At 72.0% G+C, this 20,023-nt stretch carries 28 protein-coding genes; 5 read left to right on the top strand and 23 right to left on the bottom strand.

All coding sequences use genetic code 11. The features are described from left to right. Positions 1 to 408: 408 nt before the first annotated feature. Positions 409 to 612 (bottom strand): hypothetical protein, encoded by a 204-nt coding sequence (locus tag ACWDRR_RS42680; RefSeq protein ID WP_449777726.1) that lies wholly within the window; start codon positions 610 to 612, stop codon positions 409 to 411. 339 nt (positions 613 to 951) lie between these two features. Between ACWDRR_RS42680 and ACWDRR_RS42675 the strand changes: the two genes are divergently transcribed. Further along, positions 952 to 1,758: a hypothetical protein gene (locus ACWDRR_RS42675; protein ID WP_449777725.1), complete on the top strand. Its 807-nt coding sequence runs from the start codon at positions 952 to 954 to the stop codon at positions 1,756 to 1,758. Here the strand turns inward: ACWDRR_RS42675 and ACWDRR_RS42670 are convergent. Beyond that, positions 1,755 to 2,105, bottom strand: coding sequence for a hypothetical protein (locus tag ACWDRR_RS42670; RefSeq protein WP_449777724.1), 351 nt, complete (start codon positions 2,103 to 2,105; stop codon positions 1,755 to 1,757). The genes ACWDRR_RS42675 and ACWDRR_RS42670 overlap by 4 nt on opposite strands. Before the next feature lie 20 nt (positions 2,106 to 2,125). Between ACWDRR_RS42670 and ACWDRR_RS42665 the strand changes: the two genes are divergently transcribed. Further along, positions 2,126 to 2,371 (top strand): helix-turn-helix transcriptional regulator, encoded by a 246-nt coding sequence (locus ACWDRR_RS42665; RefSeq protein ID WP_449777723.1) that lies wholly within the window; start codon positions 2,126 to 2,128, stop codon positions 2,369 to 2,371. 361 nt (positions 2,372 to 2,732) lie between these two features. Here the strand turns inward: ACWDRR_RS42665 and ACWDRR_RS42660 are convergent, their stop codons facing one another. The 4 genes from ACWDRR_RS42660 to ACWDRR_RS42645 all read right to left on the bottom strand — a co-directional run bounded on the left by ACWDRR_RS42660 (position 2,733) and on the right by ACWDRR_RS42645 (position 3,999). After that, positions 2,733 to 2,948 (bottom strand): hypothetical protein, encoded by a 216-nt coding sequence (locus ACWDRR_RS42660; protein ID WP_449777722.1) that lies wholly within the window; start codon positions 2,946 to 2,948, stop codon positions 2,733 to 2,735. A 159-nt stretch (positions 2,949 to 3,107) separates the two neighbouring features. Further along, positions 3,108 to 3,278, bottom strand: coding sequence for a hypothetical protein (locus ACWDRR_RS42655; protein WP_449777721.1), 171 nt, complete (start codon positions 3,276 to 3,278; stop codon positions 3,108 to 3,110). Then, on the bottom strand, positions 3,275 to 3,448 hold the full coding sequence (locus ACWDRR_RS42650) for a hypothetical protein (protein WP_449777720.1): 174 nt from the start codon (positions 3,446 to 3,448) through the stop codon (positions 3,275 to 3,277). Before ACWDRR_RS42650 ends, ACWDRR_RS42655 begins: the two co-directional genes overlap by 4 nt. Further along, on the bottom strand, positions 3,445 to 3,999 hold the full coding sequence (locus ACWDRR_RS42645; RefSeq protein ID WP_449777719.1) for a hypothetical protein: 555 nt from the start codon (positions 3,997 to 3,999) through the stop codon (positions 3,445 to 3,447). Before ACWDRR_RS42645 ends, ACWDRR_RS42650 begins: the two co-directional genes overlap by 4 nt. Before the next feature lie 501 nt (positions 4,000 to 4,500). On the opposite strand from ACWDRR_RS42645, the gene ACWDRR_RS42640 reads away from it, so the two are divergent. The 3 genes from ACWDRR_RS42640 to ACWDRR_RS42630 all read left to right on the top strand — a co-directional run bounded on the left by ACWDRR_RS42640 (position 4,501) and on the right by ACWDRR_RS42630 (position 6,087). After that, positions 4,501 to 5,514: a transcriptional regulator gene (locus tag ACWDRR_RS42640; RefSeq protein WP_449777718.1), complete on the top strand. Its 1,014-nt coding sequence runs from the start codon at positions 4,501 to 4,503 to the stop codon at positions 5,512 to 5,514. Further along, positions 5,511 to 5,756: a hypothetical protein gene (locus ACWDRR_RS42635; RefSeq protein ID WP_449777717.1), complete on the top strand. Its 246-nt coding sequence runs from the start codon at positions 5,511 to 5,513 to the stop codon at positions 5,754 to 5,756. Before ACWDRR_RS42640 ends, ACWDRR_RS42635 begins: the two co-directional genes overlap by 4 nt. 70 nt (positions 5,757 to 5,826) lie before the next feature. Beyond that, positions 5,827 to 6,087: a hypothetical protein gene (locus ACWDRR_RS42630; protein WP_449777716.1), complete on the top strand. Its 261-nt coding sequence runs from the start codon at positions 5,827 to 5,829 to the stop codon at positions 6,085 to 6,087. 77 nt (positions 6,088 to 6,164) lie between these two features. Here the strand turns inward: ACWDRR_RS42630 and ACWDRR_RS42625 are convergent, their stop codons facing one another. From ACWDRR_RS42625 to ACWDRR_RS42545, 17 genes are all read right to left on the bottom strand, one after another. Beyond that, entirely contained in the window at positions 6,165 to 6,431 is a 267-nt protein-coding gene (locus tag ACWDRR_RS42625; RefSeq protein ID WP_449777715.1) for a hypothetical protein, read from the bottom strand. Continuing rightward, positions 6,428 to 6,679, bottom strand: a complete 252-nt coding sequence (locus tag ACWDRR_RS42620; RefSeq protein ID WP_449777714.1) for a hypothetical protein — start codon at positions 6,677 to 6,679, stop codon at positions 6,428 to 6,430. Before ACWDRR_RS42620 ends, ACWDRR_RS42625 begins: the two co-directional genes overlap by 4 nt. Further along, positions 6,679 to 7,686 (bottom strand): peptidoglycan recognition protein family protein, encoded by a 1,008-nt coding sequence (locus ACWDRR_RS42615; RefSeq protein WP_449777713.1) that lies wholly within the window; start codon positions 7,684 to 7,686, stop codon positions 6,679 to 6,681. The genes ACWDRR_RS42620 and ACWDRR_RS42615 overlap by 1 nt, the downstream gene beginning before the upstream one ends. Before the next feature lie 646 nt (positions 7,687 to 8,332). After that, the gene (locus ACWDRR_RS42610; protein ID WP_449777712.1) at positions 8,333 to 9,070 is read right to left on the bottom strand and encodes a hypothetical protein; all 738 of its coding nucleotides are present in this window, start codon (positions 9,068 to 9,070) and stop codon (positions 8,333 to 8,335) included. Then, a complete protein-coding gene (locus tag ACWDRR_RS42605; protein ID WP_449777711.1) occupies positions 9,070 to 10,170 on the bottom strand; it encodes a hypothetical protein in 1,101 nt (366 codons plus the stop codon). The genes ACWDRR_RS42610 and ACWDRR_RS42605 overlap by 1 nt, the downstream gene beginning before the upstream one ends. An 11-nt stretch (positions 10,171 to 10,181) precedes the next feature. After that, a complete protein-coding gene (locus ACWDRR_RS42600; RefSeq protein ID WP_449777710.1) occupies positions 10,182 to 11,318 on the bottom strand; it encodes a hypothetical protein in 1,137 nt (378 codons plus the stop codon). Between the two features lie 12 nt (positions 11,319 to 11,330). Next, a complete protein-coding gene (locus tag ACWDRR_RS42595; RefSeq protein WP_449777709.1) occupies positions 11,331 to 12,254 on the bottom strand; it encodes a phage distal tail protein in 924 nt (307 codons plus the stop codon). Positions 12,255 to 12,258: 4 nt separating this feature from the next. After that, positions 12,259 to 15,735, bottom strand: coding sequence for a hypothetical protein (locus ACWDRR_RS42590; RefSeq protein WP_449777708.1), 3,477 nt, complete (start codon positions 15,733 to 15,735; stop codon positions 12,259 to 12,261). 51 nt (positions 15,736 to 15,786) lie between these two features. Continuing rightward, positions 15,787 to 15,996, bottom strand: a complete 210-nt coding sequence (locus ACWDRR_RS42585) for a hypothetical protein (RefSeq protein WP_449777707.1) — start codon at positions 15,994 to 15,996, stop codon at positions 15,787 to 15,789. Between the two features lie 194 nt (positions 15,997 to 16,190). Beyond that, positions 16,191 to 16,532: a phage tail assembly protein gene (locus ACWDRR_RS42580; protein ID WP_449777706.1), complete on the bottom strand. Its 342-nt coding sequence runs from the start codon at positions 16,530 to 16,532 to the stop codon at positions 16,191 to 16,193. Positions 16,533 to 16,623: 91 nt separating this feature from the next. Beyond that, positions 16,624 to 17,187: a phage tail tube protein gene (locus tag ACWDRR_RS42575; protein ID WP_449777705.1), complete on the bottom strand. Its 564-nt coding sequence runs from the start codon at positions 17,185 to 17,187 to the stop codon at positions 16,624 to 16,626. A gap of 16 nt (positions 17,188 to 17,203) precedes the next feature. Further along, positions 17,204 to 17,635, bottom strand: coding sequence for a hypothetical protein (locus ACWDRR_RS42570; protein WP_449777704.1), 432 nt, complete (start codon positions 17,633 to 17,635; stop codon positions 17,204 to 17,206). Then, the gene (locus tag ACWDRR_RS42565) at positions 17,632 to 17,913 is read right to left on the bottom strand and encodes a DUF5403 family protein (protein ID WP_449777703.1); all 282 of its coding nucleotides are present in this window, start codon (positions 17,911 to 17,913) and stop codon (positions 17,632 to 17,634) included. The genes ACWDRR_RS42570 and ACWDRR_RS42565 overlap by 4 nt, the downstream gene beginning before the upstream one ends. Positions 17,914 to 17,917: 4 nt before the next feature. Further along, a complete protein-coding gene (locus tag ACWDRR_RS42560) occupies positions 17,918 to 18,232 on the bottom strand; it encodes a hypothetical protein (RefSeq protein ID WP_449777702.1) in 315 nt (104 codons plus the stop codon). 2 nt (positions 18,233 to 18,234) lie between these two features. Next, positions 18,235 to 18,627: a hypothetical protein gene (locus ACWDRR_RS42555; protein ID WP_449777701.1), complete on the bottom strand. Its 393-nt coding sequence runs from the start codon at positions 18,625 to 18,627 to the stop codon at positions 18,235 to 18,237. Continuing rightward, the gene (locus ACWDRR_RS42550) at positions 18,624 to 19,631 is read right to left on the bottom strand and encodes a glycosyltransferase family 4 protein (RefSeq protein ID WP_449777700.1); all 1,008 of its coding nucleotides are present in this window, start codon (positions 19,629 to 19,631) and stop codon (positions 18,624 to 18,626) included. Before ACWDRR_RS42550 ends, ACWDRR_RS42555 begins: the two co-directional genes overlap by 4 nt. Beyond that, positions 19,631 to 20,023 (bottom strand): phage major capsid family protein (locus tag ACWDRR_RS42545; RefSeq protein WP_449777699.1); only part of this gene is annotated, 393 nt, incomplete at its 5' end. The genes ACWDRR_RS42550 and ACWDRR_RS42545, both read right to left, overlap by 1 nt.

Raw genomic sequence — 20,023 nt, 5'->3', positions numbered from 1 at the left:
TGAACAAGCAATTCAAGCGCGTCGACTTCGTCGAGGAGCCGGAGACCAGCAACGGAGTGGCGGGCGAGGCTCCGAAGAGCCTCTGAACTGCGGCTTTTGGCTTCCTCATGCTTTCACGGGGTTCCTCAGGATTCCTCACTGAGAATCTCCCCACAGCCTCCCTCGGGGGCCTCTTGCTCCCTGAAAACTCCCCAGGGTCCGCGCACGCGAGCTGCCCCGCACCCCTCCGTTCGGGGGGTGCAGGGCAGCGTCAAGGGCCGATAGGATCCCGGCGAGCCTCCCACAGCTCTTGAGGGTTGTCCTATCGGCCCTTTGGGCTCCCGCCCCTCAGCGCCCGGTGAAAGCGGGCGCTGCGAGGCGGGAAGTGAGGGGCTGCGGCCGGCCGTCAGCGACTGCCGGCCGCAGCTTTCAGCCCCAGACCGAGTCGGCGAGCGTCGCGGTCGGCTCCGGGGCTACGGTCGGTGTCGGCTCCGGAGCGACGGCGCCCCAGACCGAGTCGGCCACGTGGCGAGGTTCGGTCGGCGTCGAGGCGGCCAGGGAGAGCCCGACCGTCAGCGCGGCACCAGCCGCGAGGCCAGCCAGGGCACGGCGGGTGATCTTGCGTGCGGGCATGAGGCACCCCTTTCACTGCTGAGCAGCCTGGTGATCGGATGGGCCGGAGAAGGTGCGCGCCTCCGGTGGGTACTAGTGTTCGTGTGCTTCGAAGTTGAATCAAGCCTTCCCGCGATATCCTCAGAAAGTTGCGCACATGCGCATCGCTGACGTCGTGCCAACTGGGGTAAATCGGTGGAATCGGACACTCGGGATGCTCGTCTGTTTCTCATACCGGCAGCACGCGACCTCTACATGAGGGTGCTCTCCGGGGAGGAGACGGCGCCGCCAGCCAGTCCCGAATGTGACCAGCTTCTCGGTGCCGGCCTCATCGCGCCGGATCCCGAACGGCCTGGACACATGCAGCCGCTCGACGTCGACGGTGCGGTCCAGTACTGGCAGGCCTCACTGATCAAGATGGCCGGCAGCTTCCTCGCCGAGGCTCAGTCCGTGCCGTACCAGCTGACGGAGATGGCATCGGCCTACCGCGCTGCTCGGCCCGAGAGCAGCAGGCGTACCGGGATCGAGTTCCTGTCCGGCCTCGACGTCATCAATGACCGGCTGGAGGCCCTGGTCAACTCGTGCACCCGGGAACTGCTGACAGCTCAGCCCAGCGGCCCGCGGCCGGCAGACCTTCTGGCCGTCTCCTACCAGCGCGATCTCGGGGTGCTCAAGCGCGGAGCGCGCATGCGCACCATCTACCTGCCCACCGTGCGATCGGACGGGCCTACGGCTCGTTGGGCCACCACGATGACCGAACAGGGCGCCGAGATCCGTACGGGCAGGACATTCGGACGGGCGATCATCGTGGATCGCCGGGCCGCCGTGATCCCTGTGCTTGATCCGTGGACCGTGCAGGAGGTAGCCATCGAGAAAGCGGTCGTAGTGACCAGCGAGACGCTGGTCGCAGCTGTGGTGGGGTCCTTCGAGCGGGACTGGGCCCACTCGGAGGCGTGGGACGGTGCGCCTGAGCCCGAGCTGCTGGCCATTCACGCCGGGATCCTGGCCTGCTTGGCTCGGGGCATGGAGCAGGATGGCGCTGCGGCCGAACTGGGCGTGTCGCGCCGGACCGTGACGAACCGCCTTGCCGAGCTGAAGACGATGACGCGGTCGGAGACGGTGGCGCAGCTGCTGTATTGGTGGGCGAAGCGCGAGCTGCAGCGCTAGCTGATCACCGCGACGAACGGTTGCCCGTCGGCAGTGAACCGGAGCCGGAACGCGCCATCGCGGGCGATGAAATCGCGCACCCGGTCCAAGCCGCCTTCGCCAGCGATCATCCACACGTACGCCTCAGCGCGGTCAGGACGTATGGGGGCGGCTTGCAGGATGGCGACCAGCGCTTCGATCGCGACGTCGAGAGTCTCGAAACGCGTTGGTTCGGCGAGGCCCTCGATGGAGAGGGTGTACGTGCTCAGGGCGTGCTCCCGGTTTGGTCCCCCCGGGCTGCGGCGGGTCGAGTCTATCGAACAGAAGTCCGAGTAACTGGGTAATTTGGTATGCAGACTTTTGATCACAGCGGGGCCAGCGTCAAGGGGTGCCATCCCCATCTCGTCGACCGCCCGATGCCCGCCAGCTGCAGGAACGGCGCGAGGTCGGCGAGCGGATCAGACACCTGCGACGCCAGCGGGGTCTCTCTCAGGAGCGGCTTGCGCACCTCATCGGCGTGGATCGCCAGACTGTCGGGAACTACGAGCGCGCTGTCACCGCGCCGGGGCTGGACGAGTTGGCCGCGATCGCCGCCACGTTCGACCTGCCCACGTGGCGTCTGCTGTACGGGTAGCGCTGGCCGGCCGTCCGCCGACGGCCGGCCAGCGCTACCCGGGCCCTAGTCCGCAGGCGGCGGCGGGGGCGGCGGAGGGGTCTTCGGCGCGGGCGGGGGCGGCGGGGGACCGCCGATCCCACCACCGCTGCCACTGCGGTCTCGCTGTGCCACGTCGTCCTCCTCGGACTCGATGGGGTTGTCCGCCGGGATCTGGTTCGGCGGCGGCATCGTGGGGTGCGAGCGCACCCGGGTCGGGCCCGCAGCACCGCGGCGCTGGTGCCACCGGCCCTGCGCGCGCGGGGGGATCCTGTCGCTCATCAGCTCGACTCTCTGTCAGCCGGCCTGTGGCGGCCGGGGGACCATCCTGGCGCTCCCGGGGCTACTCCGGCAGCCACTCGTCAGACGGCTCTCGGTCGTGCATCGGCAGTGGCAGGCCCTTCGCGGCACGGATGGCTTTGCGGCTGCGGTCCTTGGCGATCGGCTCGTCGCCCACCTCGACTGCGAGCCGCGCCATCTGTGCCTGATCAGCGGCGGCAGCAGCACGGTCGGCGGCTGGCGCTGGCGTCGGTTCCGCCTTGCGCTTGAAGATCCCCATGGGGTCGGTCCTGTCCTAGTGGATGGCTGATCAGCAGGCTGGCGACGACCAGCAGGCCGGCGAGTGAGATCGCGCAGGCCGCGGTCAGCCGGACGGGGTCGCGCTGGCCGTGACGTCGGCGGGCCGCAGCGGCCCGGTACTCGCCTTGGCCGTCATCGATCACCGGGTCGGCGCCGGGGCCGGGTTGGGGCAGCCCGGGTGCCGGTCGATCAGCTCCAACCGCTCGTCGACCGTCCGATACCAGCGCCCGCGGGTGTACGCCCCGCACCGGATGCATGTGCCCATGGTCTCGATCGGCGAGCTCCGGGCGATGCCGCCAGCCGCGCTCACTGGGTGACCTCCTGGTTGGGGCGAGGGCACCCGATGTGGTCGGTGATCCAGTCCGTGAACCCGGCGCAGGGCCCGTCGTAGCGGCCGGCGCCGTAGTTGTCGCAGGATCGACAGCGCCCACACACCTGCTCATCCGGGTCCGCCGGCCGCCGGGTGTCCTGCTCGGTCACTGCTCCTCCTCGGTAGGGCACGTGGGGTGCGCGACGACAGCCCAGCCGAGCGGCGCGCCGGTGGTTGGGGTGTAGGCGTATCCCACAGGATCAAGCTGGCCATCCCCGCGACCGCACACGATGCAGGCCTCGCCCCGCACTCCGGCGGGCGGGTGAGCGGCGGCGAGGGACGTCTTGGCCATCCAGAGTCCGCCAGGGAGAAGGGACTGAAGAAGGTAGCTCTCGACCTCGGTCCGTTCGGCGTCGTGCACCAGCGAGCGCTCACCCATGATGACCACCACGGCGCCCCCGCGACGTACGAAGTCCGACCACCCCTCATCCGTGGGGATGCGGAGCGCGGTCTTCGCCCGCGGCAGGATGACCATGGCGTACGAGTCGTGGAGGACGAGCCGGAGGCCGGGGCTAGGCAGCGGCCGGTCGGGAGACTCCAGGCCGGCGGCCTGCGCGAGCGCGCCGAGGCCGGACGACGCCTCGGTGGCCGGGGTGATCAGCACGAAGGCGACCAGCCCCTCGGGGGTGGAGTCGATCCACGTCCACGCGGACAGGGGCATGGTGGATAACGGGTGCTCGGTGGCCGTCAACAACGGGCCCCCTCCTCGGTCGCCGGGACTACCATCGCCATCTAGAGAACGACTTGCAGGCCGGGCGCCGTGAGGCCTGCGGGGGTGGCAGAGGGTGGCACTTCTGCGAGGGGTGGCACTGGAGGGTAGGTAACAGCCATGAAGGAGCCGAACACCAAGCTCGCTGGCTGGCTCAAGAGGGCCGGCCTGAGCAACCGCGAGTTCGCACGCAGGGTCAGGTCCGCAGCTCAGCAGGCTGGACACCCCCAGATCGCGACGGACGGAACAGCCGTCCGTCGGATGCTGGAGGGCAACCAGCCACGTCGGCCGGTCCCAGGAATCGCCGCTGACGTCATCTCAGCCAAGGTTGGATATCGGGTCACATCGTATGAACTCGGACTCGGTGAGAGCCCTGCCGAGGACCGCTCCCTCCTGTACTCCCGCAGCTACACCGCTACGGTGGAAGTCGTTTCGGACCTGGGGAGAGCAGACGTGGACCGACGCAAATTCCTGGCCGCCGCACCCTTCGCCGCTGTCGCCGCCACCGGACCGAGCAGGGACTGGCTCCTCGCCACCCTCGACCAGGAACCCGAGCCCGGCCCGCGCGTCCGCGCTGAAGACGTCACCGCGGTGAGGAACATGTTCTCGGAGTTTCAGAAGGTCGACATCTTCCAGGGCGGCGGGTCCGGCAGGCTCCTCCTGGCCCAGTACATGAACATCCACGTCTACCCGCTGCTGAGGCGCCCGCAGCCCGATGACGTCCGCCAGGCCCTGTGCGAGGCTGCCGCCGAGCAGACCTACCTCCTGGGGTGGATGGCCTACGACAACGGCGAGCACGGCACCGCCCAGCGCTACCTGATCCAGTCGCTCCGCCTCGCCGAGGAGTCACAGAACGCGCCGCTCGGCGCCCACGTTCTCGCAGGTATGGCCGACCAGGCCACCCTCCTGGGGCACCCTGAGGAGGGCCTGCGGCTCGCCCAGGCCGGGCGGCACGGGCTGCGCGGCACATCGGCCGCCGCCCTCGCCGACCTCTGGGCCCTCGAGGGCCGGGCCCTCGCGACGATGGGCGACAAGGCGGCCGCGACTCGGGCAGTAGCCCAGTCAGAGGCCGTTGCCGAGCGGATCCACCCGGACGAGGAGCCGGAGTGGGCCCTCTACATCGACCCCGCGTACCTGCACGGCGAGCACGCCATGACCCTGCGGGACGCAGGCGATCCCATCGGTGCCGCCGAGCACGCCAAGCGCTCCATCGACCACGCTCGAGCACAGGGCCGTGCCCGTCGAGGCGCACTCTCGCAGGCCGCTCTAGCGTCAACTCACCTCCAGAAGCGCGATCTTGAGCAGGCCTACGCTGCCGGGCTGAGAACCCTCTCGCTTGCCGGCCAGGTGAAGAGCAGCCGCGCCGTCGAGGCGGTGGCCGACCTGCAAAGGCGGATGGAGCCGTTCGGGAAGAACCGGCTGGCCGCCGACTTCGCGGAGCGCGCACGCACGCTGACCGCCGCATGATGGCCCTGCGCACGGCGGACGATGTGCTGGGCGAAGTCGAGGACACGGCAGACCAGTTCGCTGCCGCGGTTGAGCGGCTGATCCACATCTCGTTCTACCGTGAGAGTCCAGGCGAGGCCCTCCGCGACGCTGCCGCCTGGGCAGATGCTCACCCCGACGTGCTCATCACCGCCTCGGTCTGGGCCACGGTCGTCGAGGCGCGGGGTGAGTGCGTTCGTCTGGAGCTCATCATCCAGGCGTGAGGTTCCGAACATGTCCTGCCCAGCGACGGAGCCGGGGACTCCTGTGGGTGCTCAGCCGTACGATGCCCGCATGGACAGGACGCAGACTCCCAAGCCGACGACCACGGACGCGGCCCTCGCCGAACTCCACTCCACCGCCGGCCAGTACGGCGTAATCCTCACCCCCGGCGCCGCCGCCGTTATCGGGGGCTGGACTGCTGGCGAGGCCCTGCGCGCCGCTGCCGACTGGGCGGACGCGTACCCGTACGTTGTCATCCACTCCGCAGCCTGGGACGTCAAGGACGAGGGCGGCCGAGCCCGGCACACGCTCACCCTCGGTATCGACCTGTAGGCACGCTCGCCGATCGCTGCCCCCGGACACAACAAGGGGCCCCCGCCCGCCCGAAGGGCGAGCGGGGGCCGGGGCGTTCAGGGGCGGAGCAGGGCGATCACCGCGACGACGGTGCCAGCCAGGCCGCCGAGCACACCGATCGTCGGCAGCGGCCACCGGCCCGCCTCGAGTCGGCGAAGGCGGGACTCGTGGTCGGCGAGTCTGGTGTCCACGTCCCGATCGGCGGCGCCGAGCGCGTCCAGCTTGGCCTCCAGCCTGATCAGGCCATCGCCCACCCGCCGGACCTCCTCGTACATCTGAGCAGCAGTGATGACGATCCCCGTGTCCGGGGCCGGGCCGGTCACTCACGCACCGCCTGGCGCAGGGCGTCCGCGTCCGGGTCCGCGGCCGCGCGCAGCCAGGACGGCAGCAGCCGGTCAACCGCGGGCAGGGCCATCACGCGGGTGATGCCAGCCGCGACGGCCAGGCCGACGCCGACGCCGGGCGTCGCCGCGGGAATCCCCGAGGCGTCAACGATCAGCGGCAGCGCGAGCGCGATGCCGAGACCGGTCTGGAGGGTGGTACGGATGGTGCGGCGGGTCGAGTCGCGCATCAGGACTCCTTCGGGGTGGTGACGGACAACTCGACGTGCAGGGTGCCGGCCGCGAGAGCGTCGCGGATCTGCTCCGGGGACAGCTGGGTCCGGCCGATCGCCTCGAGGAGCTGGGACTGGAACACGTCCTGCCAGCCGAGGAACCACCGGGCCTCCAACGTGCTGCCGTCCGGCGCCCACGTGCCGTCGGCCTGTCGGGCGACCCGCGGAACCGGGTGCTCCCAGACCTGGCCGGGGAACGCGGCGAGTCGGTCGCGCAGCGCGGGGACGACGGCGGCGAGCGGGTGCGTGCCGGGGTCGTCCTCGAGACCGCCGGCCGCGACGGTCAGCCAGTACAGGGTGGCGTGCGCGACCATGTCGCGCTCGGCGGCGAGGCGCTGCTGGATGAGCTCGTCGATCTCGGAGAGGCTGGGCATGTCGTCCTCCTGGACGGGTGCGGGCGCCGGGGTCGGCGCTGGGGTGGTGGTGGTCGGCGCCTTGCCGGCGGCGGCCGCAGCGATGCCGGGCAGGACGATGTCGTGGAACTGGCGGACTCGGGCGTCGCCGGGGCAGGCGGTGCCGCCGTCCGACCAGGCCGGGTAGAGCCGGTGGTAGCCGAACCCGGGGTCGCTGTCGCTGCGGCAGACACGGATCGGGATCCCGTGCTCCCGGTGCAGCCAGGCGCCGAGCGCGATGAGCGCGGCGAGCTGAGCGTCCGTCCACGGGTCGGTGTGCTGGCTGTTGCTGGCCGTCTCGATGCTCACGGCACCGGTGCCGTCCGGCCTGCGGTTGGCCCGCATGTTCGCGTCGGCCCGGGTCTGAGTGCCGAGGAACTGGCCGACGGCGCCGTTGTAGCCGACGCCGAAGTGGCAGTCCAGGTTGGTCGAGTCCCGCCAGTACTCGTAGATGCGGCGCGGCGTCCACGGCGCCGCGATGCTGTGGAAGATGACCTGCGTCGGCACGATCGCCGGCTGCTCGTCCGACTCGGGCTGAAGCTCCAACTTCTCTGCCCCGGGGTACCACGACATGCTGTTGTCTCCTGTTTCCTGTGTGTGCGATGTGATGGCCCGGTGTCGGTCCGACCGGGTACGGTGGCCGCACATCAGCGCAACCGACCTGGGGGGTAGGGATGTTGAAGCGCCAGACGTGGGCAGCGGTGGCGGCCGTGGTCGTCATAGCCGGAGGGAGCGCGACCGCCGCGGCGCTCACGCGAGGTGGCCCCGCGCCGGCGACGGCCCCGGCGGGGGCCGAGGTGGCCGTGTCACCGAGCACGGCGCCGGCCGCGAGCTCCTCGGCGCCGTCCTCAGCCGAGCCGCCGAGCGCCACGGTTGTTGTGCCGAGCTCGCCGACGGTTGCGGCGAGCACCACCGCGGCCGGGCCGGCCAGCGTGAGCCCGAGGGCGAAAGTCGGCGCCTCAGCCCCACAGTCCGCTCCACCGAAGAAGGAGACGCAGATGCCAGTGCAGCCCCAACAGGCGGCACCCAGTGCGACGGCCGAGCTGCCGACGACACCCCCACCCGCGCCGACCACCGCGCCCTCCTCGCCCTCGCCCACGTCCAGTCCAGTGGGCCAACATCCGGGTGGCGCGGGGACCGTTGACAACGGCCTGCCGCCCAGCCCCGGGCCGGTGGACACCGCCGCGCCGACCGGCCAGCCGTACCCCGACAACCCGCACTAGCTGGCGACGCCGAACGTCGACAGGCCCCGGACGCCGACGGTTCCGGAGCCGCCGGTGACTCGGGCCTGCCAGGTGAGGGTCTGGGTACCGAGGTGAGCTCCGGTGATCGGCCCGGTGAGGCTGCCCACGACGTAGCTGCCGGCGCCGAGGGCCTGCTGGGCGACGACGGACCCGCTGCCGTCGAGGATCCGGATCTCGCCGCTGGTCGATCCGTCCGAACAGCGCGCCAGGTAGTGGGCCTGGACGCGCGGGTGGCACTTGCGCCACGGCAGGGACATGCACGTCGACCAGGAGCCGGACGCCGTGGTCCATTGCGGCACCTCGGAGTATCCGTACCAGCCGCTGGCGCCGAAGATCGGCGCAGCCAAACCGCCGAGGCCGACGTCCTCGGCGAAGAGCGTGTTCCCTCGGGCGTCACGGATGACGACGGCCTGGGGGTACCCGGGGGCGGTGGTCACCTGAGACACCGAGAGGGCGAGGGTGCCGTCCTGGCGGAACACGAGCAGGCCGCGCTGCGCGGAGCCGTCGGGGTTGGGCGGGTCGATGGCGCCGACGTAGAACATGGGGTCGCCGTCGGTGTCGTTGACCCGGAAGGTTCCGCCCTGGCCGACTGTCACGTCGCCGGCCAGGATCTGGTTCTGGGCGGGTCTGATGTTGGCACGGCCCTCGATGGCGCGCATCCGGCGATCAAGGTCACGGAGAACGTCGCTGACGTCCTGCGGGACGTAGGGCATCAGGCTGCCTCCAGGTAGAGCTCGGTGGTCTCGTGGCGGCCGCGCTCCTCGGGCGCGACGCGGAGTCCGACGATCCGGTACCGCGCGCTGTGCATCTCCGGGAACCAGTCGTCCTGGATCCGCAGCCGTACGTACGAGCCGAGCCGGGGCTGGGGCGCGTCCGCGGTGGCGTACGAGACGGTGGGGATGATCACTGGCTGCCGGGCCCGGGCGAGGTCGGCGACAGCGTGCTCGAACAGGGTGCCGGGCTCCTCCACGGACGGGTAGTTGGAGGAGCCGTCGAGCTGCGGCCAGCCAGCGGCCCAGTCCTCGGAGGCGAACAGCGGGCCGGCCATCAACGGGTAGCTTTCGACGGCCTGGTTCTGGTTAATGCTCGCGCCTCGGGCCAGCCACAGGTTCGCCGTGGTCGTGGCGTCCTCGGGGAGGGAGTAGGCGAGGATCGGCCCAGGACTGTCGAGGATCAGGTCCTCGCCGGTGACAACGATCTTGGGATAGCCGAGCTGCAGGTCCTTGTGGTGGACACCGGCGGCGTCGCGGTAGATCGGGACGCGCCACTCGAACCCGTCCTCGCAGGCGGCCAGTTGATCCCAGAGTTCACCGGCGTAGTGGAGATCCGCGCCCAGGTAGGAGCGGTCTCGCAGGACGCCGGAGAACTCGCTGTAGTCCGCGTCGATACCGATGTCGCCGCCGGGAGTCCCCTGTATTCCGTCGAGCATCTGGCGCACGATGTCCAGCTGATCGGTCTGGTGGTACGCCACGTTGGTGAGCAGTATCCGGTGGGACCGGATGTAGCTCTCGATGGTCGCGGCCTGGATCGGCATGGTGAGTGTGCGGTCCGCCATGGTGGGCGTACGCGTCCACAGGATGCCGCCCCAGGCGATCTCGGTTCCGAAGGGGGTGGACCGCTCCAGGTAGAGCATGGTGCGGCCGGGGGTCATCGCGGCCCGGGCCCGCCGCGCGAGGCCGCGGTTCGGCAGGGGGACGGTGCCGGAGAGGGATCCGGTCCGGCTGATGTAGTCGTCGAAGGTGACCTGCTCGATCGGCAGCACGTCCAGGACGTCATCGGAACGGAGATCACAGACACGCAGCTGGTAGACCATGCCGTCCCCCGTCAGCCGAGTTGTGGTGTGAGGCCGAGGGCGCGGGCGTAGATGTTGGCGGCGCCGCCGGCGCCGTCGACCTTGTGCGTCCAGGTGGCGGTGACTGTCTCACCGGGGCTGGCCCCGATGACCATGGCGACGAGGCTCCCCGCGGCCTGCGAGTACAGGGTGTCGGAGCCGGTCAGGACGGAGACCATGTCGGACGGTGCGCGCAGAGTGCCGGACACGCTCCCGCTGACCTGGAATGAGCTGAAGACGAAGTGGCCCGCGTTGATGTCCTGCCTGACGGTCCCGAAGATCTGGAGCCGACCTGACGGAGGCGCGGTGGCGGTCACGGCCATCGTGGGGTTGGTCGACGCGTACGTCGTGTTGACGATCACGTTTGACGTGGTGTCCTCGGTGTAGCCCGAGGCCATGCCCGCGGCGTGGACGGTTCCGTCCGTCTTCACTACCCCGGTGCCGCCGCGGTAGAGAGCGGTGTCGGTGCCGATGACGACGCGGCCGGCCGGGCCGAGGTACAGGCGCGACTCCCAGCTGGTTCCGTCGTACCGCTCCAGGCCGGCCGCCTTGCCGCCGTCGCGGTACTGCCGGTCGTGCACGCCGCCGGTGGCGCCGTCGGGGTTGATGCCGCCGATGCTGCTCGTGTACTGGCGGCGGTCCGTCAGCGCCGTCCCCCAAGCGATCGGCTTGCCGGCGGACGCGTCGCCGGGGACCAGGATCTGGGCGAGGACGATGCTGGTCGGCGGCACGGCGGGCACGACCGGCGTTGTGCCGGGGGTTCCGGCGACCCGTTCGGCGCGGGCCAGGGTGAGTCCGGACGCGTCGTAAATGCTCTCGTAGACCTTGATCACGATGAGGTCGATGCGGGGCTGGCCCGTGCCGTCGGGAATGGTGATGGTCTCGGCGGCGGTGGTGACGACGGGGATCGGCCCCTGGGTGGTGGTGCCCTGGACGATGCCGCGACCGGTGGGGACGGTGGCGGTCATGCCGGAGCCGGTGACGGCGTAGCCGCCGCCAGGGACGACGCCCGGGCGGGTGGTAAGGGTGCCGGCCGGGGTCATCGTGCCGAGCGGGGCGAGGCGGGTGTCCTCGCGGGTCTGGCCGCCGGCGCCGGAGCGCGGCAGTAGCCACGCGGACTTGGTGGTCAAGGGTCCTCCTTCTCACCAGTGCGCGGAGCGGTACCGCACGGTCATGGACGCGGCGGTGCCCGTCGCGTTGGGCCCGTCGCGGTAGCTGAGGGTGGAGCTGCCAGGCGGCAGGAGGAACGCCTGCTCCGGGCCCGATCGAGGGGTGACGGTGCCCAGGCGCGAGGCCCCCGAGGCGAGCGTCACGGTGCCCTCGGCGGTGCTGACGGTGAGGACGTCGGAGGCGGCCAGGACCAGGTCGTACTCCAGGACCTGCCCGGTCTCCTGGAGCCGGACCGACGGTGTGGTCACCGGTCCCCGGAACTCGATGATCACCGGCGCGTCGGCGTCGCCGGAGTTGTTGACCGTCAGGTCCCCGGTCGATCCGGTTGTTCCCCAGTCGAGGCCGGCCGGGGCGGCCCCGTCGTGCCAGTCCAGGCCGGCCGGGCTGGCGCCGTCTGCCCAGTCGAGGCCCTGGCTGGGCTGCGGCAGCAGGGTGATCGCGCTGGTCTCTTCGAGGCTGTAGCGGAGCGGATCGGAACAGGTCCACTCCAGGCTGATCTCGGGGTAGCCGGCGGTGTACTTCTGGTCGGAGGGGATGATGCGGTCGGTGATCCGGCCACGGACCAGCAGCGTCTGTCCGGCGAGGCGGACCACCAGCGGCTGCTCGTCCTGACGCACACCGGTGACGGCCCGCAGCTGGGCGAGGAACTGCGGCCACAGCGCGTCCTGCGCCGGGTCCTCGGGGATGAGCTCCGCTTCCCACGTGAGGACGCGCTGACGGGCCAGCAGCCGGCCCGGGTAGGCGCCGTGCTGCTGGGCCCGCAGGGCGGAGGCGTCGTCCATGTCGGGCAGGCTGTCCCACCCGGCGAGGTCTCGGCCCGCGTACGGGGAGCGCTCGCCGAGCAGGAGTCCGCGCCACTGGATCTGGCCGTCGGTGGTGATCAGTTCACCGGCCACCGGCTCACCCCCTCGCTCTGGTCTCGCGGTAGAGGGCGCGCCCGATGTCGGCCGGCGACTGGTCCGCGTAGGCGTGGAAGTCCGCGATGTTGAGCGTCAGGCCGGCGGCCGCCGGGGAGGCGGCCATCGTGGGGCGGCGAGCGCCCGGGGCGCCGAGCGGCGCCGCGAGCCCGGCGAGGTTGCCCTGTGCGGTGGCGGCCACCGCGTACGTCGCGTCGTACACCTGCTGCTGGCCGTCGAGGATGCCGGTCGCGAGGGCGTCGCTGATGCTCTGGCCGGAGTACAGCGTCCAGCCGCGGCCGGAGAACGGTCCCTCGCGTGCCGGCGAGAAGGGCAGCAGGTCACGGGCCGATTTCAGGACGCCGGTCACGGCGTCCTTGACGGCGCCCGCCTTCGACTTGATCCCGTCGATCAGGCCACCGATGATCTTCGTGCCCGCCTCGAAGGTGTCGACGGCGAACTGGCGCAGGATGCCGAGGATGGCGACCGGCAGGTCGGTCACGCGCCGGACGACGGTCTCGACCAGGCCGCGCAGCAGGTCCTTCGCCGCGTCGACCGCGCCGGACAGGTCGCCGTGCAGCACGGCCGAGACCAGCCGCAGCGCGGGCACGACGACCTGCTCGATCGTCTTGGCGAGCTCGCCGGCGAACACCGCGGCGAGCCGGGCCGCCAGGTTGATCACCGGCTGGAGCACGGTCACCAGGCCGGTCAACACCTTGCCCTGAAGGACGGCGAGTTGGGCCAGCAGCGGGGCTAGTGCGACGGCGATCGCCGCGAAGGACTGGCCGAACTGGCCGAGCGGCAGCTGGGTGATCAGCTGGGTCAGGACCGGCAGCAGTGCCCCGGTCAGATTGGTCAGGATGGTGACGAACGGGCCGATCAGGACTGGCAGTTGGGCGAGGATCGGCCCGAGGGCGGCCTGGAGGGCGTTGGCGAGCGCGGCCACCAGTGGTTCGGTCTGTTTGAAAATCAGACCGAGTCCGTCAAGCAGCGGTGTCACGGCCGGCAGCAGTGCCGACGCGAGGGTGCCGAGCAGCCCGAGCAGCGGGGCGCCGGCGGCCGCGAGGCCGGACACGGCCCTGGCCGCTGCGAGCAGGACGGGCCCGAGCGCGGTGATCACCGGCTGGAGTCCCTGCTGGCCGAGCACCGTGACCAGCAGCTGGAAGCCGGGGGCGAGCGCGCTGACCACCGGGCCGAGGGCCTGGAGGGCCTGGCCGACGAGCGGCGCCGCGATCTTGCCGACCAGGGCCAGCGAGTTGAAGAGGTCCAGCAGGGCCTGCTGGACTTCCGGGGTGGCGGTGACTCGGGCGAGCTGGGCGGTGATCTGTTCCAGGACGCCGAGGAAGCCGCCGCCGGCGGCGGCTGCCGGCCCGAAGATGTTGCCGACGATGCGGCCGACGTTGGACAGGACGGAGACCAGCTGTCCGGCCAGGTTGATGGCCTGGTTGATCAGCCGTTCCAGTCCGCCCGAGGCGAGGCCGGCCTGGAGCTTCTGGGCCCAGGACGCCGAGGCCTCGGCGATGGCCTGGGTGACGCGGCCGAGGCCGGGGGCGGCGGCCGCACCGATCGTCGTCAGCGACGTGACGATCTGCCCGGGGACCCCGGCCAGATTCCGCAGGCCCTGGGTGGTGCCGGACAGCGCGGCACCGAGCGTGCCGTTCGCGGCCAGTTCCCGCGCGGCGCCCGCGACGCCGACGCCCATCTGGTTGAGAACGCCGGCGGTGGCGGCGAGCTCCTGGCGCAGGATCGGCAGCAGTGACGCCGAGGTCAGCCGCAGCTCGTCGTCGAGGCCGGCGAACAGCCGCTGCTGGACGGCCTGCTGGACCTCTCGCCACGCTGGCCCGATCTCGCGGACCGCGCCGACGAAGCTTCGCGCGTTCGGCGCGAGCTTCCCCATGGCCTCGGCGACCGCGTCGACTCCGGCAGCGCCGCCGGTTTTCTGGGCGGCGTCGGCGATCGCCTGCTGGGCGTCCGCGACGGCGCGTTGGGCGTCGGCGATCTGCCGTGCGCTGTCGCGTGCCTGCTCGGCGGCGGCCTGGCGGGCGTCGGCGACGTCCCGTTCGGCACGGGCCACTGTCGCCGCGGAGTCGACCTGTTGGCGGGCGGCCTGGGCGTGCGCGTCCGCCGTTGCCTGGGCGGCGTCGGCGATCGCCTGCTGGGCGTCGACGACGTCGCGCTGGGCGGAGACGACGCGCTCCGCGCCGTCCACCCCGGCCGCGGTCGCCCGGGCCTGCTCGGCCTCCAGGCGGCCGAGGTCCTTTCGCTGCTCGCGCAGGGCCTGCGCGGCCTGCTCGTAGGCGAGCTGGGCCCGGGTGATGCCGTCGGCCGACCCGGACGTGCGGGCGTCGGCCAGGTCCTTCTCGGCGTCGGCCAGGCGCTGGACCGCGTCCCGCTCGTCGAGGCGGCCCGAGACGACGCGGTCGGCCAGGTCCTCCAGGTTCTGGGCGGCCTCGACGCGTGCGGCCTCCAACGCCTTCTGGGCGTCGAGCGCCTTGGCCTGGGCGTCGGTCAGCCGGCGCTCGGCCTCGGCAACCGCGCGCAGCGCGTCGACGGAACGGTCGGCGGCTTCCCGCCGGGCGTCGGCCAGGTTCTGCTCGGCGTCGGCGACGTCCCGGTCGGCCCGGACACTGCGGACGGCCGCGTCCTCCGTGGTGCGGGTGAGCTGCTCGCGTGCGTCGCTCAGCTGTCGCTGTGCCGCCGCGACGGCCCGCGCCGTGGACGCCGCGCCGGCCGCGCCGGCGGCCGGGGTGGCTGCCGCCTTCAGTGCGGCGCCTACGCCCTTGGTGCCGAGGGTGAGCGCGCCGACCGCCGACGCCAGCGCCAGCACGCCGGGCACCGCCACGAGTGCGGCCGGCCCGATCTGGGCCAGGCTCACCACCAGCGAGGCGATCGAGGGCAGGCTGCCCGCGCCGAGCGTGGCGAGGACGCCGCGCAGCGACACCAGGCCGCGCACCGCACTCGCGGGGTTGATGCTCCGCAGGGCGGTCGAGACCTGCCGGATCGGGGACTCGTCCGCCCGGACGGTGAGCGTGGCCGTGCGGGTGCGGCCCAGCTCGGCCAGCTGAGCGAGTGCCCGAGTGCGGGCCGACGGGTCGACACGGGGGCGGACCGGAACCCGCACCTCGCCGAGGGCGCGGCTGAGGTCCCGTCCGGCCCGGCGGGCCGCGGACCGGTCGATGACCGGGCGGATCGGAGCGTCGAGGCGCTCCGTCAGCGCGACCAGGTAGGCACGAACCTGCCGGGCCGCAGTCCGGTCGACGCTGGGGCGGATCGGGACGTCGAGCGTCCGGGCCGCCCCCGCGAGGGCGGCCCGCAGGCGCTGGGCGAACCCGCTGGTGTCCGCCGTGACCGTGACCTGGAGGCGGGCCCGCTGTTCGATCCGGTCGAGGTAGCGCTGGAGTGCCTGCGCGAACCCGCTGGTGTCGGGCAGGACTCGGATCGAGAGGCGATCGACCTCGCGGCCGCCGGGTCCTCCGGCCATCGCGGATCACCCCCGTCCGCGATGTTGGGCAGGATCGTTCCTGCCCGGGGGTCAGGTGGTGCGGTACTTCTCTGGCAGGGGGCGGGCCTCGGGGTGGCGGGACAGGTCCAGCGGTTCCGTCTTCGGGCGGGCGGCGGTGCGCGTGCCCGGGCGCGGAAGCCGGGCGGGGGGCTTCAGCTGCCGGCGCGAGTTGACCTGCATCGTGGTCCACGCGACCATCTGCGCGGCCTCGACCAGGTCGGCGAGGAGGTGGGTGCGCACGTCCCAGCCGACCGCGCTTCGGTCGCCGAGTGCGGAGGCGGCGAATCGGCAGCCGGGTGGGAGCTCGGCGATGAGGTCGAGGGCCCGGGTGGGGGCGAGGGTGCCACGCCAGACGTCGGCCAGGTCCAGACCGTAGACCTCCTGGAGGTCGGCCCGGATCGCGTCGGTGTGCTGCTCGACCAGGCGGCCGAGCGTTAGGCTTCCCCCGCCTGGGTCGCCTCCATGTACTCGTTGACGAGCACGACCAGCGCGGCCGCCGGCCAGTCGGCCAGTTCGCCGCGTACGGCTTCGGGCCGGTCCGAGACGGCGGCCAGGAACTCGCGGGACAGCCGCACCTGCTCCTCGACGACGTCGGCGTCGAAGTGATCCGGGTCGGCGTCGAGGCCGGCGAGCGTGGTGGTGGCCCTGCGGCGGTCGGTCTCGTCCATCAGCAGGATGTTGCGCAGGGTGGCGGTGCTCCCGTCACGCAGTTCGAGCGGCACGGAGAGGTAGCTCTTCGCGACTTCGGCCATGATGCGTTCGAGGCTGGACGTCATGGTGGTGGTCCCTTCGGTGGCGGTCCCGGGGCAGGGCGGGGCCCGTGCCGCCGGTGGGACCGTGGCCGGCGGCACGAGCTGTGCGACTGGGTCAGGAGCTGGCGCCGAGGACGGTCGCCCACTCGCCGATCGCGCCGCCGATGAGCGAGCTGGCGAGGAAAGTCCCCTTGATCGGCAGCTCGAACCAGTTCTCGGGGTCGAGGGAAACCGCGTCGGCCCCGAGGAGGGAGACGCGCGGGTGCCACAGCGGGACGAAGTGCGAGCCGTCCACCATGATCATCAGCAGGGCCTTGATCTGTGGCGTTGGCTTGACCGGGATGCGGATCGAGCCGTCGGGCCGCATCGCCTCCGGGCCGGCGCCGAAGTACAGCTGAAGGCTGGCCGCGTCGGCCTGAATCGAGTTGAACGTCAGCCCGTACTCGACGTCGGGGCTGGTCTGCCGCAGCTTGGCGGACTGCCAACTTCCCAGCGTGGTCGGGTCGTCGCCGTCCCTTGTCAGCTCCGGCATGTTGTCGCGCGACGTGTGGCCGAGGTTGCCCCATGGAGAGCCGGGCGCGAGCGGGTCGGTGATGGTCACGGGCTTGGGGGTGTCCGGCGGGGCGAGGTAGATGTAGCCGGTGCCGGGGATGATTGTGGTCGTGGCGTCGAGCGTCACGAGGACCTCCATGGGGTCAGGGGGCGGGCGAGGGGCGGGCGGTGACGCGGACGGTCGCGCCGAAGCGGAAGAGGCCTGCGTCCGGGACGGGCAGGCCGGTGCGGATCTCGGCCGGCCCGGTACCGGAGCCGCTGAAGTGGGAGAGGTGGCCGCTGCCCGTGCCCGCGGTGTACTGCTGGACGCAGGCGTCGAACAGGCTGGCGACCGCGCGGCGGGCCAGCAGGGACGCCTGGTCGCGGTCGGCGGCCAGCGCCTGGACGTCCACGATGGCGGCGTCCAGGCCACGCGGGTCGATCGCGCCAGCGCCAGGAACGCGGCGGGCGACGACCAGCGGCAGCCGGCCCGCCCAGTCGTCGGGCATCAGCGACATCACGGTGGCGTCGGCGCCGAGCGCCGCGGTGAGCGCACCGCGCACGAGCGTGTCGACGTCCGGCAGTGGCGCTGTCACAGGCCGGCCTCGATGGCGTGGATCCCGTCCACCCACCGGCCGCCCTGCTGGTGGCCGTAGTTGATCGCGAGGATCGCCGGGTCGGAGATGGACACCGTGCTGTCGGTCCGGTCGGTCTCCACCGTGAGGCTGCTCGCGAGCTCGCCGGTGCGGTTGTGCGCGGCGACGACCGCGGCCACGCGCGCGGCCCGCCCGTCCAGTTCGGCCCGCACCGCGGCCCGGACGGAGCGCAGGTGGGCGATTCGGGCGTTCAGACGCGGGTGGTTGATGTTCACCACGAGGTCACCTCCGGCGGATCAGCGCGGTGTCGTGCCGGGTGCGGGCGGAGCCGCTGTGGCGCTTGGGCTCTGCGACGACCGTCCAGTCGCGGCCGCGCCAGGTGACGCGTGACCACGGCCCGGCCGGGAGAGTGCGGGCGAGGACCCGATACAGGGTCTGGTCGAGGTAGCCGGCCGTCGCGTCCTCGGAGGACGACGAGGGTTGGACGCGGCAGCGGACGGTGACCGGGGTGCCCTCGGGGCCGCGGGTGCCGTCCGGCCGGACCGGTCCGGCCGGGTAGACGGTGATGGTGTCCGGGCCGTTGTCGAGCAGGGACACGGTCACCACCACCAGTCGGGTCCGGCTGGCGGGGGTGTCCGTGCCGAGTACGGGGTGATGGTGAACGCTCCCCGGCGGACCGTGATCATCTCCCGTTCCTCGGGGAGGAGGGTCAGGTAGCCGGAGACGGCTGTGGCGTTCAGCTGGTACTGGTAGTCGCCGTCCATCTCCATCCGCAGGCCCTCGGGGTTGCGGGCGATCCGGGCGACCATCGAGGCCTCGACGTAGTCGACGGTGTCCTGTGTGATGGTGCCCGCGGTGACGCGTGCCAGCAGGTCCGGGTAGCGGCCGACCAGGTTGAGCTCGGCCATGCCGATGAGGGCCTGGAGCTGGGAGTCGGTCAGGGGGGTGCCGAGCGGGCACAGGTCGCGAACCTGCTGAACGGTGGCGGTCACGCCTTCACCCCCTGCTCGGCGAGCTCCTCCACCGCCTCGCACCAGGCGTCGAGGTCGGCGGTGGGGTCGAGCTCGGCGGACCGGGCGAGGGCCCGCTTCGAGGTGGCGGCCCAGGCCTTCGGGTCGAGGAGCCGGCGGAGCTCCGTTTCCCAGGCGGCCGGGTCGTCCCGGTCGGCGAACACTCCGGCGGCGCCGAGGGATTCGACCAGGCCCGGGGTGGGGTGGGCGATGACGGGGATGCCCGAGGTCATCGCTTCGACCCCGACCCGCCCCCAGGACTCGTACGAGGAGGGCATCAGAACGACGCGGGAGCGGGCGTAGACCAGGTCACGCATCTGCGAGCCGGGGATCTGTGGCAGGACCTCGGCGTTGTCGGGGATCCGGCCGGGCATGACCTGCTCGCCGTAGGCGCCGCGGACCCCGAGGAACTGCACGTCCGGCATCCGGTCCGCCAACTCCCAGAACAGGGCGCCGCCCTTGTCCTCGTAGAGGTTCACGAGGGTGACACGGTCGCCGGGGGTGGTGGCATAGTCGGCGGCGAGCACCGGCGGCCGGACGACGACCTCGGCCGGTGGCGTGAGCCGGTGCCGGCCGTAGTAGTCCTCGGCTTCCGCGCGGGTCCAGCGGGCGTTGTAGACGGCCAGGTCGCACGCGGCCGCGCCCTCGACGGAGGGCGCATGGGTGTTGTGGACCACCGCGACGGTAGGCACTCGCCAGGTTCGGCCGTAGCCAGCGATCGCCGGGACGCCCTCCAGATGCGAGATGAGGACGTCGGCGTCGCGGCCGGCCTCGGGGAAGTACGACGACTGGATCGGGTGCACGGCGACGCCGTCCAGGTCGTACCGGCCGGGCAGGCCGGCCCCGTAGCGGAACAGGTGGACGCTGACCCGGTGGCCGCGGTCGGCGAGCGCCCGCAGCATCGTGTGCAGCATCCACTCGGCGCCCGCGTTGTGGTCCGGCGGGTAGCCGTGCACCCGCGCGACGACCCGCAGCGGGCGCCTCATCAGCTGCCGCCGGGGGTGGCGGTGTACTTGACGAACGCGTTCTCGTCGCCGACGACGAACCCGAAGTACGCCTCGCACAGGATAAGGATCAGGTTCTCCTGGAAGGCCGAGTGCCAGTTGCCGTCCGCGTCCTTGTAGTTGGCCTCGGTGGAGATCCTCATCTCGATGTCCATGCCGACGCCGTAGGCGCACTGGGACCAGTCGCCGCCGATCATCCGCAGGCCGGTGTCCGCCGAGCCGGACGCCCTGACGAGCTTGCCGCCGATGCCTCGGGAGTAGGTGAGTGGGACGCCGAGCATGGAGCGGGAGCCGGCGGCGCCGGGGTCGAGTGATGCGGCGGTGTCGACCATGAGCGGGCGGCCGTTGTTGTCGACGGCGCCGAGCAGCAGGGG

The organism is Kitasatospora sp. NPDC003701 (assembly GCF_053587085.1).
Note: the sequence above shows the minus strand (reverse complement) of the source record. Positions and strands in the feature narration are given on the sequence as shown.